General features: G+C 31.3%; 15 protein-coding genes. 11 read left to right on the top strand and 4 right to left on the bottom strand.

All coding sequences use genetic code 11. The features are described from left to right. Positions 1–4: 4 nt before the first annotated feature. The 3 genes from OREMA_RS0112975 to OREMA_RS0112965 all read right to left on the bottom strand — a co-directional run bounded on the left by OREMA_RS0112975 (position 5) and on the right by OREMA_RS0112965 (position 3,275). On the bottom strand, positions 5–544 hold the full coding sequence (locus OREMA_RS0112975) for a hypothetical protein (RefSeq protein WP_018249697.1): 540 nt from the start codon (positions 542–544) through the stop codon (positions 5–7). Between the two features lie 16 nt (positions 545–560). After that, positions 561–1,442 (bottom strand): prenyltransferase, encoded by an 882-nt coding sequence (locus OREMA_RS0112970; RefSeq protein WP_018249696.1) that lies wholly within the window; start codon positions 1,440–1,442, stop codon positions 561–563. 69 nt (positions 1,443–1,511) lie between these two features. Further along, the gene (locus OREMA_RS0112965) at positions 1,512–3,275 is read right to left on the bottom strand and encodes an NAD(P)/FAD-dependent oxidoreductase (RefSeq protein ID WP_018249695.1); all 1,764 of its coding nucleotides are present in this window, start codon (positions 3,273–3,275) and stop codon (positions 1,512–1,514) included. Positions 3,276–4,428: 1,153 nt separating this feature from the next. Here OREMA_RS0112965 and OREMA_RS0112960 point away from each other — a divergent pair. The 7 genes from OREMA_RS0112960 (at position 4,429) to OREMA_RS0112930 (ending at position 12,871) form a co-directional block, all read left to right on the top strand. Then, positions 4,429–5,487: an FAD:protein FMN transferase gene (locus OREMA_RS0112960; protein ID WP_018249694.1), complete on the top strand. Its 1,059-nt coding sequence runs from the start codon at positions 4,429–4,431 to the stop codon at positions 5,485–5,487. 41 nt (positions 5,488–5,528) lie between these two features. Further along, the gene (locus tag OREMA_RS0112955) at positions 5,529–6,485 is read left to right on the top strand and encodes a polyprenyl synthetase family protein (RefSeq protein WP_018249693.1); all 957 of its coding nucleotides are present in this window, start codon (positions 5,529–5,531) and stop codon (positions 6,483–6,485) included. Positions 6,486–6,990: 505 nt separating this feature from the next. Next, positions 6,991–8,031 (top strand): LacI family DNA-binding transcriptional regulator, encoded by a 1,041-nt coding sequence (locus tag OREMA_RS0112950; RefSeq protein WP_018249692.1) that lies wholly within the window; start codon positions 6,991–6,993, stop codon positions 8,029–8,031. Between the two features lie 38 nt (positions 8,032–8,069). Next, on the top strand, positions 8,070–10,469 hold the full coding sequence (locus OREMA_RS0112945) for a glycoside hydrolase family 31 protein (protein ID WP_018249691.1): 2,400 nt from the start codon (positions 8,070–8,072) through the stop codon (positions 10,467–10,469). Between the two features lie 218 nt (positions 10,470–10,687). After that, complete coding sequence (locus OREMA_RS0112940; protein ID WP_018249690.1) at positions 10,688–10,855, top strand: DUF362 domain-containing protein; 168 nt, start codon at positions 10,688–10,690, stop codon at positions 10,853–10,855. 236 nt (positions 10,856–11,091) lie between these two features. Next, on the top strand, positions 11,092–11,886 hold the full coding sequence (locus tag OREMA_RS0112935) for a patatin-like phospholipase family protein (protein WP_018249689.1): 795 nt from the start codon (positions 11,092–11,094) through the stop codon (positions 11,884–11,886). Continuing rightward, on the top strand, positions 11,870–12,871 hold the full coding sequence (locus OREMA_RS0112930) for a YlbL family protein (protein WP_018249688.1): 1,002 nt from the start codon (positions 11,870–11,872) through the stop codon (positions 12,869–12,871). The genes OREMA_RS0112935 and OREMA_RS0112930 overlap by 17 nt, the downstream gene beginning before the upstream one ends. A 36-nt stretch (positions 12,872–12,907) precedes the next feature. Here OREMA_RS0112930 and OREMA_RS0112925 read toward each other — a convergent pair whose 3' ends face one another. Beyond that, positions 12,908–14,200, bottom strand: a complete 1,293-nt coding sequence (locus OREMA_RS0112925) for a nucleotidyltransferase (RefSeq protein ID WP_018249687.1) — start codon at positions 14,198–14,200, stop codon at positions 12,908–12,910. Between the two features lie 292 nt (positions 14,201–14,492). On the opposite strand from OREMA_RS0112925, the gene pta reads away from it, so the two are divergent. The 4 genes from pta (at position 14,493) to rpmF (ending at position 17,830) form a co-directional block, all read left to right on the top strand. Continuing rightward, positions 14,493–15,491, top strand: a complete 999-nt coding sequence (pta, locus tag OREMA_RS0112920) for a phosphate acetyltransferase (protein WP_018249686.1) — start codon at positions 14,493–14,495, stop codon at positions 15,489–15,491. Positions 15,492–15,853: 362 nt separating this feature from the next. After that, complete coding sequence (locus OREMA_RS0112915) at positions 15,854–17,050, top strand: acetate/propionate family kinase (RefSeq protein ID WP_018249685.1); 1,197 nt, start codon at positions 15,854–15,856, stop codon at positions 17,048–17,050. A 69-nt stretch (positions 17,051–17,119) separates the two neighbouring features. Continuing rightward, positions 17,120–17,605 (top strand): YceD family protein, encoded by a 486-nt coding sequence (locus OREMA_RS0112910; protein ID WP_018249684.1) that lies wholly within the window; start codon positions 17,120–17,122, stop codon positions 17,603–17,605. A 57-nt stretch (positions 17,606–17,662) separates the two neighbouring features. Next, a complete protein-coding gene (gene rpmF, locus OREMA_RS0112905) occupies positions 17,663–17,830 on the top strand; it encodes a 50S ribosomal protein L32 (RefSeq protein ID WP_018249683.1) in 168 nt (55 codons plus the stop codon). Positions 17,831–18,207 lie beyond the last annotated feature (377 nt).

The following is an 18,207-nucleotide window of genomic DNA, read 5'->3' as shown; positions in this document are numbered from 1 at the left end:
AAGACTATTTTACTTTAGTAACACCAGTTACTTTACCATTGGATACTTTAAAGCTTTCTTTATACTCTGCCTTGGCAAAATAAATATTTCCTTTAACTGTAGCTTTATTTACATTAAATCCATTAGCTTGAACATAAATATCCCCAACAAAGATACCACCTTGGAATCTAGTATTAGGACTTTTGATAATCATCTTTGGTGCAGTAATGGTATATCTTTCAGTAATATTATGATCTTCATCTTGAGCGTAAGGAGCTAATTTACGATATAAGTCATTACTAGATTTACCTTTATTATGGAATTCACCTTCTATCACAATTTCTTGGTCAAAAGTTAAATCATTTAATGTAGCTACAATCCAATTACCATCTTTGCTGATAGCTTTTATAAAAGCATCTTCATCACTTACTATTGAAGCTGTTGCTACTACATCTGTTTCTTGTTTAGTTTCCTGATTAGTTGTAACATTTTTATTTCCTGCACAACCTGTTAATACTACAATTGATAATAAGAATATTAGACTTAAACTTAAATACTTCTTCATATTTATCTTCCTCCTTTTAAATAATAAGCTTTGATAATAGTTCACTGATTATCAATATAGAGCCAAAATAGAGATGGAAATAGGCCGTTTCAAAGACTAATTTTTTTCTATTGGCAACAATTAGTCTATTTAAGCGAAGCCCTATAGGACTAATTATTATAGTCAATAAACTAAGCTGAGATAATAGATTAAATTCTACTAGAATAATCTGGCTGATATAAGTGACTATAAATATTAATCTGAATATTTTGATACTCTTCTTTTCTCCTAATCTTACAGACATAGTCTTAATTCCATGTTTAGCATCATCTTTAATATCTCTTAGCTCATTACTGATTAATAGCAATGAAGTTAGTAGACAGATAGGTATAGAAGATAACCAAGGATACCATGAAAGATTAGCAGTTTGCATATAATAGCTACCAAACACCATCAGATTACCCATTAAGAAGAATACTAGCAATGGGCCTAAACCTTTTTTCTTGTAAACAAAGGGTTCACCTGTATACGCATATCCACCCCATAGTCCAATCATTCCTAAAATTAAGATAGGTAAACCACGAAGGTAGATGAAATAAAGACCTAAAGGTATTACACTAGCAAAACTGAGTATTCCAGAGATAAAGATGAATTTTTCGATAGGAGTTCTATCTTTAAATGAGATTCCTAAATTGGCTTTATCTCCAATTAAACCTTGTTTAAATTCAAAGTAATCATTGATTAGATTAGTTCCTGCTTGTAATAAGACTCCACCTGTTATGACTAGCAGGAAAAGAGCTAAACTAAATTTTCCTTCTATCCATCCCAGTAGACCTCCCAAAATAGTCGGGATTAAAGCAGTGGTAAAGGAAAATGGTCTCAATGCTTTCCACCAAGCCTTCCAATAGTTAGTTAACATCTTTCTCCCACCTATCAATTAAGATTAATTAGATTATTTTTGGGCATAGTCCTAAGATATTTATAAGTGTTATAAATATTTCGCCGGTTTTTTAGATAGATTAAATATCCAAGGTAATAGATAATAGTCTATACCAAAGGCCTTGCCAGCATTAGATAACATAGCTACTGAGATTAAGAACAACCATACCGGTTCCCAAATTCCTGCATCTGATCCTAGCCCACCTATAATAAAGTTAGCGCTTAGAGTCATGGCAACTAAAGCACCGATAATAGTTAAGCAACCAAAGATTAGGCTCAAGCCGACACCAATTTCAGTGAGTACCATTATTTTTTGGAATAGTACTTGATTTGGCTCAATAAATGTTTTGGCAAAAGTAATATATAATTCTGGTGTCCCTTCACTCCATAGCATTGATGAAGCGCCAGAAATCAAATGCTCATCAGAGCCAAATAGCCAACCTTCTTGGAGTTTATGGATTCCTTCTATTAAGAATCTAACTCCTAAGAATACTCTTAAGAAAGCTAACCAAAAAGTTCCAGATTTCTTAGAAAAGTGTCTTACTAGCATACCAATACCTCCTTTAACTTCTCCAAATTGATGTTCTATATATTCCCAAATCAAACTAAAGCCATTTACACCAAATAGATAATGCATGTTAACAAAATGTTTAGTCATCATTGCTAAGAATCCTACCAAAGGAATAGTGATTGAAGGTATAGGTTTCAATTCTGCTACAGCATAATTAGAACCTATAGATACCATAACTCCATGTAAGTTAGCATTAAATTTTTTCAACTCTTCATCTGTTATATCAGCATATATGTTGTGAGCTGCACATTGTCCAGTCTGTAAAGCCGACTCTACTAATTGAGGTAACTCTCTTCCTTCTTTCCACAAAATTGAGGCATTATCACCAATAGCATAGATGTTTTGAATAGAAGTTTGTAAATACTCATTAACAACTAGCCTATCTCTGTGATTTATTTCTAAACCTAGTTTTTTAACGAAACTATTTGCTTTAACTCCACCGGTCCAGATTAAAGTGTTACTTTTGATTTCCTTTTTTCCTTTAAAGCTAACATTATCATCATTAATAATAATTTTATTTTTTTCTACATTAGTAATTGTAGATCTAGTTAGAAGCTCAACTTCTAAAGTTTCACTAAGATATTGCTCGGCCTTAGCAACTCTTTTTTTGCTTAAAACTGCTAGGATTTCATCTCTTGCTTCTATAACTTTAATACTAGTTTCTTCTCTAGGAATTTCATATTTTTCACATAACTCCTCAACCCATTCAGCAAGTTCACCGGCCATTTCAATTCCGGTAAAGCCGCCCCCTCCAATAATGAAGGTTAACAATTCTTGCCTTTTTTCTAGATCGGCTTCAGTAGAGGCTAAGCTAAACATTCTTCTTACATGACTATTGATCTTCTTAGCATCTTCTAAAGACCATAGAGTGAAACAATTCTCTTCCATACCAGGTATTTTAAAGTAAGTTGGTTCACTACCCACTCCTAATACTAAGTAATCATAATTGTATTCATTATTATCAGAACTTAGTTGTTGGGTTTTAGGATCAATATCTATAATTTTATCTTGTACTAATTTTACTTTAGTATCATCAAATACTTTGGATAGAGATACCTTTAAACCGCTACTACTTACTCTATTACCAGCGACTTCATGAAGTTCTGTTAATAGTGTGTGATATGGGTTTTGATCAATTAGAGTAATTTGAACATCAGGATTATTTCTAAATCTCTTATTTAAATCCTTTGCAGCTTCAATTCCAGCATAACCAGCTCCTAGAATAACAATATTCTTATTCATTTCTTCCCTCCTTTATATAAAATTATAAATTTTAATAGAGTATTTTCTCTACATTTAGTATATTTCTATGATAGTTTTCTAAATCCTTTATAATCTTATAAAAGGTTATAATTTCTTGCAGGATAAAAGTTATTGAAGGTAGAAATTGTTCAATAGTATTATTAAATTGCTATGTGAATTAATTAACTAGTTTAGAAATTACTTATATTATGCTAACCTTAAAAAGGAAAGGTTTAAACGAGAGCAGAGAGATGGATATAGATTATAGTGAATCAAAATAAGGTAGGTATTATATATTTGTTTTATATCAATATCTATAATTTTGAGAGTACTTCTCTGAAGGAACAAATAACTCAGAGCGAAGTTCAAGACTACTTGCTAGATAAAGTGACTTCTTAGTTTCAATGGGAATTTTTATCTCCCATTGAAACTTAGTCCCAAGGGATAACCTAAAGAACAGGCCCTAGAACGAATCCAGGACCATAGCGTCTCTTTATCTCACACTTAATAGAAGTGGGAGTTTTAGAGTCGCTTAGGTATCGGATAAATAAAATACAACTTCTTTTACAGTGTTGTATTAGTTTGTGGCAAAAATATTTTAAATTCTTTTTAAGTGTATATATACTTGATAATTTATATAAATTGAATTAAAGAATTTCATTAAAATATAAGTACTTACTAAAATATTTTTTAGCCACGAATTAACACGAATAAATGACTGAAGAATTAATTTATATACGATTAATAAAGGATTCATATTATATACCTAAAATTTAAATTCTACTAATCTTTTAAGAACTAAAAATCAAAAGAATTTATTAGACGCAGCACCCTAAAGGGAAAAACATAAGAATTAAAATCTTGCGGAGGGTTGATCTGTTCAAATCCAGAGAAGAATTACTGAGGAAGTACTCTTGAGTGATTTACTCAGACAAAACAGGTTTAAAGAATAAAAGATTATTAAGGTTTTAAATCGGAATGTAATCAGCGTCAAAAAAAGCTTGGGTTTCAATCTGTTTCTAAGTAAATTTAGATTCTTCTTTATCTTCTATATATAATGAAGTTTTTATAATTTATTGTTAACTTGGCTTTTACTTATTAAATTAACTTATTTTGGCCTTTGTTCATCAAATTAAAAAGAGGATATGTGGTGATGAAAATGAAGTTAAATAAAGAAAAGAAATGTATAATTTTTTGTTTGTTAATAATGAGTATAGGTTTATTAGGTTGTTCAGCTAAAAATACTAAAAATTCTACTTTTAAAAGTGACTATAAGATGGGAACTATAGTCCAGTTGAAGGTTTATGGTAAAGGTGTAAATGCTATAGTTAAATCATCCTTCAATCTAATAGATGAGTTAGAGCAGGAGATGAGTTTGAATATTGAAGATAGTGAGATTAACCAAGTTAATAAGTTTGCTGGGATCAAAGGGGTTAATGTAAGTCATGATACTTACCAAGTAATTAATAAAGCTTTGAATTATGCTAAACTAAGCCAAGGTTATTTTGATCCTACCATTGGTCCAGTGGTTAAATTATGGGGTATAGGCAGTGAAAATCAGCGGGTTCCTTCTAAAGATGAATTGGCAGACAAGTTGAAATTAGTAGATTATCAGCTGGTTAAATTAAATCCTGAAACTCAAAATATTAGCCTAACAAGAGAAGGTATGATCTTAGATGTAGGTGGGATTGCCAAAGGTTATGCTGCTGATGAGGTAATTGAATTATTAAAGAGTCAGGGAATTAAGAGTGCTTATATTAGTCTTGGTGGGAATGTATCTGTCTTAGGCACTAAACCTGATGGTTCTAATTGGAAGGTAGGGATTCAAGATCCTAAAGCGAAAAATCGCGGTGAAATACTAGGGATTGTAAAGGTAAAGAACAAGACAGTCGTTACTTCTGGTAATTATGAACGTTACTTTATTGAAGATGGAGTTAGATACCATCATATTTTGAATCCGCAGACTGGTTATCCAGCTAGAAATGGAGTAATCAGTGCTACTATTATAGCTGAAAGTTCTTTTGATGCAGATGCGTTATCTACTGCTGTCTATATTCTGGGGGTAAGGAAAGGGATGGAATTGATTAGTCAATTAGATGGTGTAGAGGTAATATTGGTTACTGAAGAGAATGAAATTTATATTACAGATAACTTAAAGAAGAAGTTTGAAATTACTAAAGACGATAAATATAAATTGTCAAATCTAAAATAAAGGATTATTTATATTGAAATCATGTAAAGTAGGTGATTAGATTGTTTTGGGACAGATTCCCCATTATAAAAGAAGAAATAGTCGAATTTGAAGATTATTTACAAGGTTCTTTAGTTAGTAGGCAGCCTTTGATTCAAGAGGCAATTTCTGATTTAGCTAAATCAGGTGGAAAGAGACTTCGTCCAGCCTTATTAATGATTACAGCTAAATTTGGAGAGTATAAGAAAGAAGAGGTATGGTTATTAGCTGCTGCTTTAGAGATTCTTCATATGGCAACTTTAATCCATGATGATATTATAGATGATGCTGATTTAAGGCGTGGGTCAAAAACTGCTCAATCTAAATATGGTAAAGATGTAGCTGTTTTTGCTGGAGATTATCTCTTCACTTTAACCTTTGATATCTTAGCAGGGAAGGCTACAAATGAGCAGTTAAAGCAAGTATCTAAGGTGATTCAGCAGATTTGTGAAGGTGAGATACAGCAGCATCAAGATAGATACAATATAAGTGTAAGTTATAAAGACTATTTTAAAAGAATTAAGAGGAAGACAGCGTTATTATTTGAGGGAAGCTGTGCTTTAGGAGCAGGGAGTGCAGGTCTGTCTAAATCTGTAGTAAGAAATTTATCACATTATGGACGTTATATAGGTATGGCTTTTCAATTAGTTGATGATCTTTTTGACTTTAGCAAGAAGAGTAGTGGCATTGGTAAGCCAGAAGGAAATGACTTTACTCAAGGAATCTATACCTTACCAATCCTATATAGTCTTTATGAAAGTGATTCTGCTAATTGTTTAAAAAAGTTGTTAGATAATCCAGTAGATAATAATCAAGAAATTAAAGAGATTATAACTAATAATGGTTCTTTAGACTATACAATGTCTGTGGCCACAGATTATATTAATAAAGCTAAAACTAAGCTTAAAGGTTTAGCAGATCATTCTTATCAGGAGATATTAATAGATTTGGCTGATATGGTTGTAGATAGAGATTATTAAAGTGTTACTACTGTCAGTGTGGGAGTGAAGAAAGTTTAATATTATAAATTATGCCCACACTGATTTTAAAACAAAATTTTCTTTACAACAAAATTGTTTGGTGTTATAATTTGGTAGAGGTATGAAATATATCTAATTAACAATTATAAGTAAATGTTTAGAACTGCTCTAGCTAAGAGTATTTTATTTTTTTCTTTAATTTAAACGTTTAAATTAACTTGTTTGCTTTTTTTATATAGATCAGAAACCTTAAAATGAAATTTAATGGGTATAAAGTGATATTTTGGCCTCTAGCTATTAGTATTATTTTTATAAGCTCTAATCCAGTGGCTAGTAGCCAATAGTTAAAACTGTCCTAATATCTATAGGTATATATGTAGTTTTTATTCTAAAGTTTGATGATTATAATACAATTTATCTAAAATTCTTCAATCTAATGATTAAGAGATACAGAGTTAATGGTTATAAGCCATATATCATTTCAATTCTTAAGGGGGAGGTTCTAATGGGGGTTACAATTAAAGATGTTGCTAAAGAAGCAGGAGTCTCTATTGCTACAGTATCATATGTAATTAATAATAAAGGAAATGTAACTGTTGAAACCAAAGAAAAGGTGTTGAAGGCTGTTGAAAGCTTAGGATATCAACCTAATCTCTCTGCTCGGAATTTGGTGGGTCAAAAGAGTAATTTAATAGGGGTGCTAATTCCTGATTGGGGTAATAATGATGAAGCAGTTAAAAGCACTAAGGATAATTTCAATTTTGATAATCCCTTCTATGGTAATATACTCAATAGTATAGAGTCAACAAGTACAAAAGCAGGTTATAGTATATTACTTATTGCTTCTACTATTACAGCTGATAAGATAAAAAGTATAATTTTGCAAAGAGATTTAGATGGTTTAATTATTATTGGTGCTCTGCCTAAACTTTTAAATAGTTTAGCTAAAGTTAAAGTTCCTGTAGTTTTGATTGATAGCTATACTGATAATGATAATTTCTATAAAATAGGTATTGATGATGAATATGGTGGATATATCGCTACTAAGCATCTATTGGATTTGGGGCATAAGGAGATTGCTTTGATTAGTGGCGAATTAATAGAAGATGGCGTTGATATGGAACGATTTAAAGGTTATCAAAAGGCATTGTTTGAAAGAGATATTCCTATTAAAGAAGAGAATATATGTAATGTAGGTGTTTCTATGGAGGGGGGCTACCAAGGGGTAGAGGAGTTATTAAATCAGAATCATGATATAACAGGAATTTTTTCAACTGCGGATATCATGAGTATTGGAATCTATAAGAAGTTAAATGAACTTAAACTTAATATTCCTGAGGATATTTCAGTTGTCAGCTTTGATAATTTCCCTTATACTGAATTTTTACATCCTTCTCTTAGTACAATAAGTCAACCAGTATTTTTAAAGGGAAGGCGTGCTACAGAGCTGTTGATTAGTCTAATTGCTGGTAAGAGAACTGATGATCATTCATTAACACTTTCTATAGAATTAATTGAACGCGATTCAGTTAAAAATTTAAAATAAGTGGGTTCTACACTAGATATAAATAGGAGTTGATAAGAATGAATAGTTCTGAGATTATAGATAGAGGAAGTTTTGATCAAAACAATAATTATTTTATTTTAAGTGAATATTTAGGTCATCACAAAGAAGAAAACAAATTAGTTCTAAGATTAGTAGAGGGGAGAATAATCTTAGAGTTTTTAAGTAGTGATATAGTTAGAGTAGTTATGGCTAAGCGTGATAATCAAGTGGATTTGAGTAATACTCCAGCTGTAATTAAGCATGATCTATCTTATAACAATTTTACTATTGAAGATAAAGCAGAGAAGTTAGAGGTAAGAACAGACTCTTTAAAAATTGTAATTAATAAGACGAAGTTCTTTTTAAGTTTTTATGATTTAGAGGGTAATTTGATTCATCAAGATTATAGCGAGCATTCTCTAGGTTGGAGTGGTGATGAGGTCAGAGCTTGGAAAGAGTTAGGGCCAAATGAAAGGTTCTATGGACTAGGGGAGAAGACTGGATATTTAGATAAACGAGGACGTAAATATACTATGTGGAATACCGATACTTTCAACCCTCATGTACCAAGCACAGATCCTTTATATCAATCAATTCCTTTTTTGATTGGATTTAGTCAAGGAAGAAACTATGGAATTTATTTTGATAATAGCTATAAGACCCATTTTGATTTAGGTCTCAACTCTGAAAAATATTATTCTTTTTGGTCTGAAGGTGGTAAGTTAGATTATTACTTTATTAATGGTACTGGTATCAAAGATATAATTAAAAATTATACAGATTTGACAGGAAGGATGCCTTTGCCACCAAAATGGTCTTTAGGATATCATCAATCTCGTTATAGCTATCATCCTGAGGAAGAGGTTAAAGAGATAGCCAAGCAATTTCGTAGAAAGGATATTCCCTGTGATGTAATCCATCTTGATATTCATTATATGGATGAATATAAGGTCTTTACTTGGGATGAACAGAAGTTCCCTCAACCTAAACATATGTTAAATGATTTAGCTGAGGATGGTTTTAAAGTAGTAACGATTATTGATCCTGGGGTAAAGAAAGACCCTCGCTATAATCTATATCAAGAAGGTATTAAAGGTGATTACTTCTGTAAGTATTTAGATGGAGAATATTATATCGGTAAGGTATGGCCTGGTGAGTGTCTGTTACCAGACTTTACAAAAGCAGAGGTTAGAAGATGGTGGGGAGATAAGCATCAGTTATTATTAGATAAAGGAGTTAAAGGTATTTGGAATGATATGAATGAACCTGCTATCTTCAATGGTAGTAGTACTATGGATATAGAAGTTGTCCATGACAATGATGGTGATTTAGGCACTCATCGCCGTTTTCACAATTTGTATGGATTATTAGAAGGGCAAGCTACTTATGAAGGCTTAAAGAGATATAAACCTAATGAACGTCCTTTTGTCTTAACTAGAGCAGGTTTTTCAGGAATTCAACGTTATTCAGCTGTCTGGACAGGAGATAATCGTAGTTTTTGGATTCATTTAGAGATGGCGATACCGATGTTGATGAATATGGGACTTTCGGGGATTAGTTTTTGTGGAACAGATGTAGGAGGATTTTCCGATAATAGTGATGGGGAGTTATTGACCCGTTGGACACAGCTAGGTATGTTCATGCCATTTTTTAGAAATCATTGTGCTATTAATAATATTAATCAAGAGCCTTGGGCTTTTGGTGAAGACTATGAAAAGATAATTAGAAAGTATATTAAGTTGCGTTATAGATTCTTGCTTCATCTCTATAATCTTTTTTATGAATCCTATCAAAGTGGATTACCTGTAATGAGGCCTTTGATTTTAGAGTATCCAGATGATGAACAGACCTATAACCTATCAGATCAATTTATGGTTGGTGATAGTATCTTAGTAGCACCGGTATATCAACCAGATAGAAGCGAGCGAATGGTATATTTACCAGAGGGAGAATGGTATGACTTCTGGACTGGAAATAGTTATGATGGTGGAAAGAATATTATAGCTAAGGCACCTTTAGAGACAATGCCAATCTTTATTAAAGCAGGTAGTATTCTGCCTTTAGCTCCGTCTATGAATTATGTTGGTGAAGAGCAGATAGAAGAATTGGAGTTAAATGTATATTTGAGTACTGATGTGAGAGAAGATAATTATCGTCTTTATGAAGATGATGGGATTAGTTTTGCTTATCAGCAAGGAAAATATAATGTCAGAGATTTTAGTTATCTTTATGAAGGTGGGAAATTAGAGTTTAGAATATATAATTTGATAGAGAATTATCAATTAGATTATAGTAATTATTTAATTAGATTTAAAAATTTATCTTTAGAGCCTAATATGGTAATGATAGATGGAATAAAGAGTGACGATTGGGAATATAATAATGGTGATTTAAAAATTAATGTAGGTATTAATGTAAGCAAGATAGAAATTAGATAGAGTTATATAGTTTTTATCTTATCTGCTTAGTTTGTATAAATTGATTGTGATTATCATTTATGTTTTTCTCCTTTTATTGACAAGATAATATACATATGCTATTCTATTAGCGTAAGATAATTACTTACATAATCAATTTAATTTAAGTTTTTTAGTTATATTTAAAATTAATCAATATTTTTGGAATTATCATCTTATTTAAGCTGGAGGTGAATGTAATGGCTTATACAATTAATGATTCTTGTATTTCTTGTGGTGTATGTGAAAGTACTTGCCCAGTAGAGGCTATTTCTGAAGGTGCTACTCAATTTGAAATTGATGCTGATCTTTGTATCGATTGTGGTGCTTGTGCTGGATCTTGCCCAGTAGAGGCTATTGAGGAGTAATAAAATACATAAAAGCTCAGGGGGGGATCCCCCTGAGCTTTTTTTGTTTTCAGTAGTAGTTTTAAATGATAAAGTTTTAAATGAGACAATAACATTTTACATATATTACTATCTAATGGAGTAAGATATTAGAAAGATATCATAATCTTTTTGGATAAATAGAAGTTTTGTTTTATAATTATATAAAGGATAAATTATTAAATGGCTATCAGAACTTTAAATTATGGGGTGATTAAATGAAGCCAACTCTTGGTTTAGCTTTAGGAGCTGGATCAGCAAGGGGATTAGCACATATAGGCGTTTTAAAGGCTTTTGAAGAAGAAGAAATTAAGATTGATTATATAGGTGGAACAAGTATGGGAAGCATAATTGGTGGTTTTTATTCTGCTGGTCAAGAGTTAGATAAATTAGAGAAATTAGCGACTCACTTGAAATGGGAGCATCTAACTGATATTACTGTTCCTAGAAAAGGTTTAATAGCAGGGAATAAAATTAGAGACTTTTTTGATTTGTTAACTCAAAATAAAGATTTCAGTGATTTGCAGATACCTTTTGTAGCTTTGGCAGCTGATATAGAAACTGGAGAAGAAGTAATTATAGATAAAGGTTTAGTAGCAGATGCTATGAGAGCTAGTATGTCTGTACCAGGTATTTATATACCTTATGAATTAGAAGGGAAAAAGTTAGTAGATGGTGCTGTTATTAATCGTGTTCCTGTTAGTCCTGTTAGGGAATTAGGAGCTGATCTAGTTATTGGGGTAGAGGTTAGCCATAATCTAATACATGGTAGTAAAGTGAATAATATTTTTGATGTGATTATGAATTCAATAGATATTATGCAACAAGAGCTTGCTAAACATAAAAATACTGGGGCTGATCTATTGATTATTCCAGAGGTTGGTAATATACCTTCTACTGGTTTAGATCATGCTGAAAGATCTATTGATTTGGGTTATAAAGCTGCCAAAGAGCTTATTCCCAAGATTAGAAAGTTAATAGAGGAGTGGGATAATAATGAGAAGGATAAATAAAGAAGATAAGCTTCTGATTTTTGGATTAATTCTTATTTTAATAGTAGGGTTTCTAGTATTCTATCCTGTGGGATATTATAGAATTTCACCAGGAGTAGCTAAGACTTTAGCACCAATGGTGAAAGTAAAAGCTAACAAATATCCTATAGAAGGTGAAGTGATGTTGACAGCCGTTTCCATGAGAGAGGCTAGGTTATTTGACTATATATATATTAAGTTGTTTAAACCTAAATTCATTGAATTAAGGCCTAAGCCACAAGGAATTGATATGAATGAGTATGCAGAATTAATGTTAGAGATGATGAAAGAAAGCCAATTAAAAGCTACAGCTGTTGCTTTAAAAGAAGCAGGTTATAACCCTGAAATAACTGGTGAGGGGGTAAAGATAGTTAAGGTTTTAGAAGAGGGAGATGCTTATGGTAAGTTAAAAGATGGAGATATTATAGTTGCAGTAGATGATAAACCTGTACAATTATTGACTGATACAATTAAGAAGATACAAGATAGAGAAGTGGGTCAAGAAGTTAAGATAACTGTTATAAGGAATGGAAAGAAAGAAAATTATCAGCTTAGAACTTTAGCATTACAAGAAAATTCAGATAATCCTTCAATAGGTGTATTTGTTGCTCCTTATAAGAGAGAGTATAAATTCCCAATTAATATTAGTATTAATGCTGGCAAGATTGGGGGGCCTTCGGCTGGTAGTATGTTTACATTAGAGATATTTAACCGTTTAACTAAAGAAGATATTACTCATGGGTTGAAAGTTGCAGGAACGGGTACTATTGATTTGGATGGAAGTATAGGTAGGATAGATGGTATTCAACAGAAAATAGTTGCTGCTAAAAAGAAAGGAGCAAAGATATTTTTTGCCCCTATAGGAAATTCAGATAAGGCTAAACAAATGAAAGACTATGGAATTGATATTGTTATAGTAGATAATGTTGAAGATATTATCTCTTATTTAGAAAATTTAAAAGGTTAATAAATTTATTATAATAGAATATAGAGTTTTTGATTTCTACTCTATATTTATTATTGGATTATTAAAAAAGTCGATATTTCCCTGCCTTTTTTGTTTGTTAGGATAAGCTAAAGCATAAATATTATTAGCCTTAATATCAATATTTAACATTTCTTGCAATAGATTATTAGGGTTTTGATTTGTTCTGAAGTGATTTGCTACTTTAGTAATTAAGGGCAGGGTAGAATTTTGTTTGATTAGTTTAAGTAAATCCCTTCCTTTGTTATTAAAGCCTAATATACGTAGATATTGTGGACCACCATTTTGGTCAAAGTTATTTAGAGTTTTTTGATCTAAACCTAATAGAATATGTGTTAATATTCTTTGGATTCTTGTTTTGGTAAAGCGTTTAGTATTAATTAGATCGATCAATTCTTGTATAGAAGTAGCTTTATTAGCTGCTTCTTTAATTCTATTTTCTAGGCCACCTATAATATTTTCATATTTTTTTAACTCTTCACTACTTGTTCTTCTAATTAAAGTTAATATTTGAGTGGAAAAATTATCATAGAATATTGGTCCTAGATTATTTTTAAATTGATCTATTAATATTTGAGATGTAATAGTAGGTATTACTTCTCTAATTTTATCATTAATTAATATAGAGTTATTGATTTGATTGATTCTGATTTCTTCTCTAATAGCAGAGGCACTAGCTAATTGATTTAATTTTTTAGAATGATATTGGCTACCTTTCCTTTGAATAGTTAGAGGAGTAATTGGACTCTTTAATTTTATTAATGCTTTCATATATTCTAAGCCAAGTATATTATTTGGGTTATTTAATATATTCATAGCTTGAGATGCTGAAACTTTAAATTTACTGGAATTGATTTTTATATATTCTGATATTGCTTTACTTCTAGCTGCAGGATAAGAGATTCCTTGATCCATATTTTTTTTAATTTTAAGGTCTAATTCTTTAGGTTTATCAGATATAAGTTTAGCTATATCTCTCAATATCTTACTTATTCCTAATTCACTACCAAAACATAAAGAATCAACTATACCTGTTGAATTTAGTAACTTAACAGCTCCTAAAGCAAAATGTTCTGCACTTCGTACTGAATAAGTAACAGGTAATTGTATAAGTAAGTCAACTCCAGAATTTAAAGCCATTTTAGTTCTAGCCCATTGGTTAACTATTGCAGGTTCACCTCGTTGTAAAAAAGGTCCACTCATAATACATATACAAGCATTAGCATTACTTTTTTCTAATGATTTATTAATATGAAATTGATGTCCTTGATGAAAAGGATTATATTCTGTAATGATCCCTAAAATCTTCATAATAATTCCTCCTTATTTATTATTATAGATAGATTAGTTAGAAATATCAATTTATTGGTATAAATATAACTGTTTTATAAGAAAATAAGTGTGTGAATTTGGACATAATACGATAATTATCAGACAATTGTTAAAATTGTGATTAAACTGATTTTTGCCATTATTTAAACTTTGAATATATCTGTAGATATTTTATCTTAAAACAAGGAATTTATATACTGAGTCTAGTAATATAGAGTTGGACAAAAATAATTAATAATATTATGGTCGTTACATAAAGGAGGACAAAAATATGAGTTTTATAGGAATGATTCATGAACAAGCAAGAAAAGCTAAAAAGAAGATAGTTCTTCCAGAAGGAACTGAAGCAAGAATGGTAAAAGCTGTTCCAGTTATTTTAGAAAAAGAAATCGCTGATATTGTTTTGATTGGTGATGAGCAGGAAGTCAAAGATGTTGCTTTAGAGCATGGAGTTGATTTAACAGGAGCAGAAATTATTAACCCAGTAAATTTTGAAAGATTAGATGAGTATGCTCAAACTTATTATGAATTGAGAAAGCATAAAGGTATTAGTTTAGAAGATGCTAAAGAACAAATAAAAGATCCTTTGTACTTTGGAGCGATGATGGTTAAAAAAGGAGATGCTGATGGTAAAGTAGCAGGAGCTGCCAATGCTACTGGTAATGTATTGCGTGCTGCTATTAAAGTAGTAGGTACTGCAGAAGGGATTTCTGTTATTTCAGGTGCTTTTATTATGATTGTACAGGATAAAGATTTTGGTCAAGATGGTTTAATGGTATTTGGAGATTGTGCTGTAAATCCAAATCCAGATGCAAATCAATTGGCTGAGATAGCAATTTCTTCTGCTAAAACTGCACAAGATTTAGCAGAGATTGATCCTAGAGTAGCAATGTTATCTTTCTCAACAAATGGTAGTGCTAAGCATGAGTATGTTGATAAGGTACAGTCAGCTGCTAAGAAGGCTAAAGAAATTAAACCAGAATTGAAGATAGATGGAGAAATGCAATCTGATGCAGCAATAGTACCAGTAGTTGCTCAGAAGAAGTATCCAGAGAGTGATATTGCTGGAACAGCAAACGTATTGATTTTCCCAGATTTAGAGGCAGGAAATATCTGTTATAAATTAGTACAAAGGTTAGCACATGCTGAGGCTATTGGACCTATTTTACAAGGTGTAGCTAAACCTGTAAATGATCTATCTCGTGGATGTAATGTACAAGATATAGTTAATGTGACAGCTATTACTGCTGTACAAGCACAGAATTGCTAGGGAAGATAAATTCTAATGTTTTTTAAGAATTTATCGACCACGAAAGGTTCAAAGAACCTGAAGGGGAAATAAAGTAATATTGTTTTTCTAGAATTTATGAAAGTAGAGATAGTAACTTTGTCAAGATAGAATAGAAAATTCTAAGGTTTTTTAAGAATTTATCGACCACGAAAGGTTCAAAGAACCTGAAGGGGAAATAAAGTAATATTGTTTTTCTAGAATTTATGAAAGTAGAGATGATAAATTTGTCAAGATAGAATAGAAAATTCTAATGTTTTTTAAGAATTTATCGATCGCAATAGAGAATGAAAGTTATAGAAAGTTAGATAATAGTTATAACCAAATTTAAGGAGGAAGTTAAGATGAAGATTTTAGTAATTAATAGTGGTAGTTCTTCAATTAAATATCAATTAATAAATATGGAAGATGAAAGTGTGTTAGCTAAAGGTTTAGTTGAAAGGATTGGGATTGAAGGTTCAAGATTAGAACAAGAGTTATCTGCAGGAGAAGAGTTTGAAATAAAGCAAGATATCCCTGATCATGGAGTAGGAATGGAGCTAGTTATTGATACATTGACTGATGAAGATAAGGGTGTTATTTCAAATGTTAGTGAGATTAATGCAGTAGGGCATAGAGTTGTGCAAGGTGGAGACTCTTTTGATAAATCAGTTATTGTGGATGAAAAGGTTAAGAAAGAAATTGATAGATGGGCTTCTTTAGCACCATTACATAACCCTGCTAACTTAATGGGGATTGAAGTTTGTGAGAAGTTAATGCCTGAAGCAACACAAGTAGCTACTTTTGATTCAGCTTTCCATCAAAGCATGCCAGAAGATGTATACATGTATGCTTTACCATATGAGTTATATGAGAAACATTCTATCAGACGTTATGGGGCTCATGGTACATCACACAAGTTTGTTGCGGAACAGGCAGCTAAAGAAATGGGTAAAGATATAGAAGATTTAAAGATTATTACTTGCCATTTAGGTAATGGAGCAAGTGTTACTGCAGTTAAAAATGGTAAGTCTTATGATACAAGTATGGGACTTACACCATTAGAAGGTTTAGTAATGGGAACTCGTTGTGGTGATATAGACCCAGCAATTGTACCATTTGTAATGGAGAAAGAAGGTTTATCTCCTCAAGAGATGGATCATTTAATGAATAAAGAAAGTGGTTTCTTGGGTGTATCTGGTATAAGTAGTGATTCTCGTGATATAGGAGAAGCAGCAAGTAATGGAAATAAACGTGCTCAACTAGCAACAAATATGTTTGTTTATAGAGTTAAAAAATACATTGGTTCTTATATTGCGGCTATGAATGGTGTAGATGCAATAGTATTTACAGCAGGAATTGGTGAGAATGCTATAGACTTAAGAGAGATGATTTGTAATGATTTAGATTATTTGGGAATCAAAGTTGATAGTGAAAGAAATAATGTAAGAGCTAAGATAACTGAGATTAATGCTGATGATTCTAAAGTTAAAGTATTTATAATACCAACAAATGAAGAGTTAGTTATTGCTCGAGATACAAAATTATTGATGGATAATTAAAACAAACTTCTTGACAAAAGGTTAATTTTTATATTATAATAAGTGATGTTGTTTTAGAGGTGATTATAAATGAATGCTAAAGTTAATATTGAAAGTATAAAAGAGGATCTTGGAACTCAACTTACAGCTCAATTAGATATATCTTTGGATGAAATGTCTATTCATGGTAGACAGATTTCCTTTGATAATCCTGCTAAGCTAGACTTAACAGTGATTAATTCAAATGATCAATATATAATCACCGGGAAAGTGGAGTTGTTAGTAGAGTTGCCTTGTAGCCGTTGTTTAGAGGATTTCTCTATGCCTTTAGAATTTGATTTTGATTTTCAAGTAGATAAGTCAGCAGTAGATAATGATCATATCGACCTGAGTCAAGAAATTTTAGATGGTATTAGATTACACTTACCTATGAAAGCAGCTTGTAGAGAAGACTGTAAAGGTTTGTGCCCAAGCTGTGGTATTAATCTGAATGAAGAAGAATGTGATTGTATAATGCACAAGGTCGATCCAAGATTGGCGAAGTTAAGTAAGCTGTTAGATAAAAAATCTAAATAAAACAAGTTATAGAAATAATATATAACTATGATGTAGTAAGATAAGGAGGTGTTTTTGATGGCGGTACCTAAGCGAAGAACGTCAAAAACTCGTAAGAGAAAAAGAAGAACTCATTGGAAGCTAAGTGCACCAAATTTAATTGAGTGTCCTCAATGTCATGAACCAAAGTTATCTCATCGTGTATGTCCAGAATGTGGATATTACAAAGGAAGAAAAGTAAAGTAATTATATAGATAAAGAGTAAAGTAGGTTTTATTTCTGCTTTACTCTTTTTTTATATATTTGCTAATATTAGTGATCTAAATTCAAAGTGAAACTTAATGGATATAAAGCGACACTTTTAGGTGCTAGGTGCTAGGTGATAGGTCATAGGAGTTAGTAAGATCTTTCTATGTCCTAGCTCCTAACGCCTAACTCCGAAACTGTCGCAATATCTTTCTATAGAGATATATTTAGATTATGTTTCAATCTTATAGTTGGATTAGACAGCATAAATAAGTATTAGTATTATTGATTAGATATACTATATATTAAAGTAACATAAATTAATTTGAGAGTAAAATAGAATATTATTGATTTTGTTGAAATTACTCATGATTTAA

The organism is Orenia marismortui DSM 5156, assembly GCF_000379025.1.
Lineage (GTDB): Bacteria > Bacillota > Halanaerobiia > Halobacteroidales > Halobacteroidaceae > Orenia > Orenia marismortui.
Note: the sequence above shows the minus strand (reverse complement) of the source record. Positions and strands in the feature narration are given on the sequence as shown.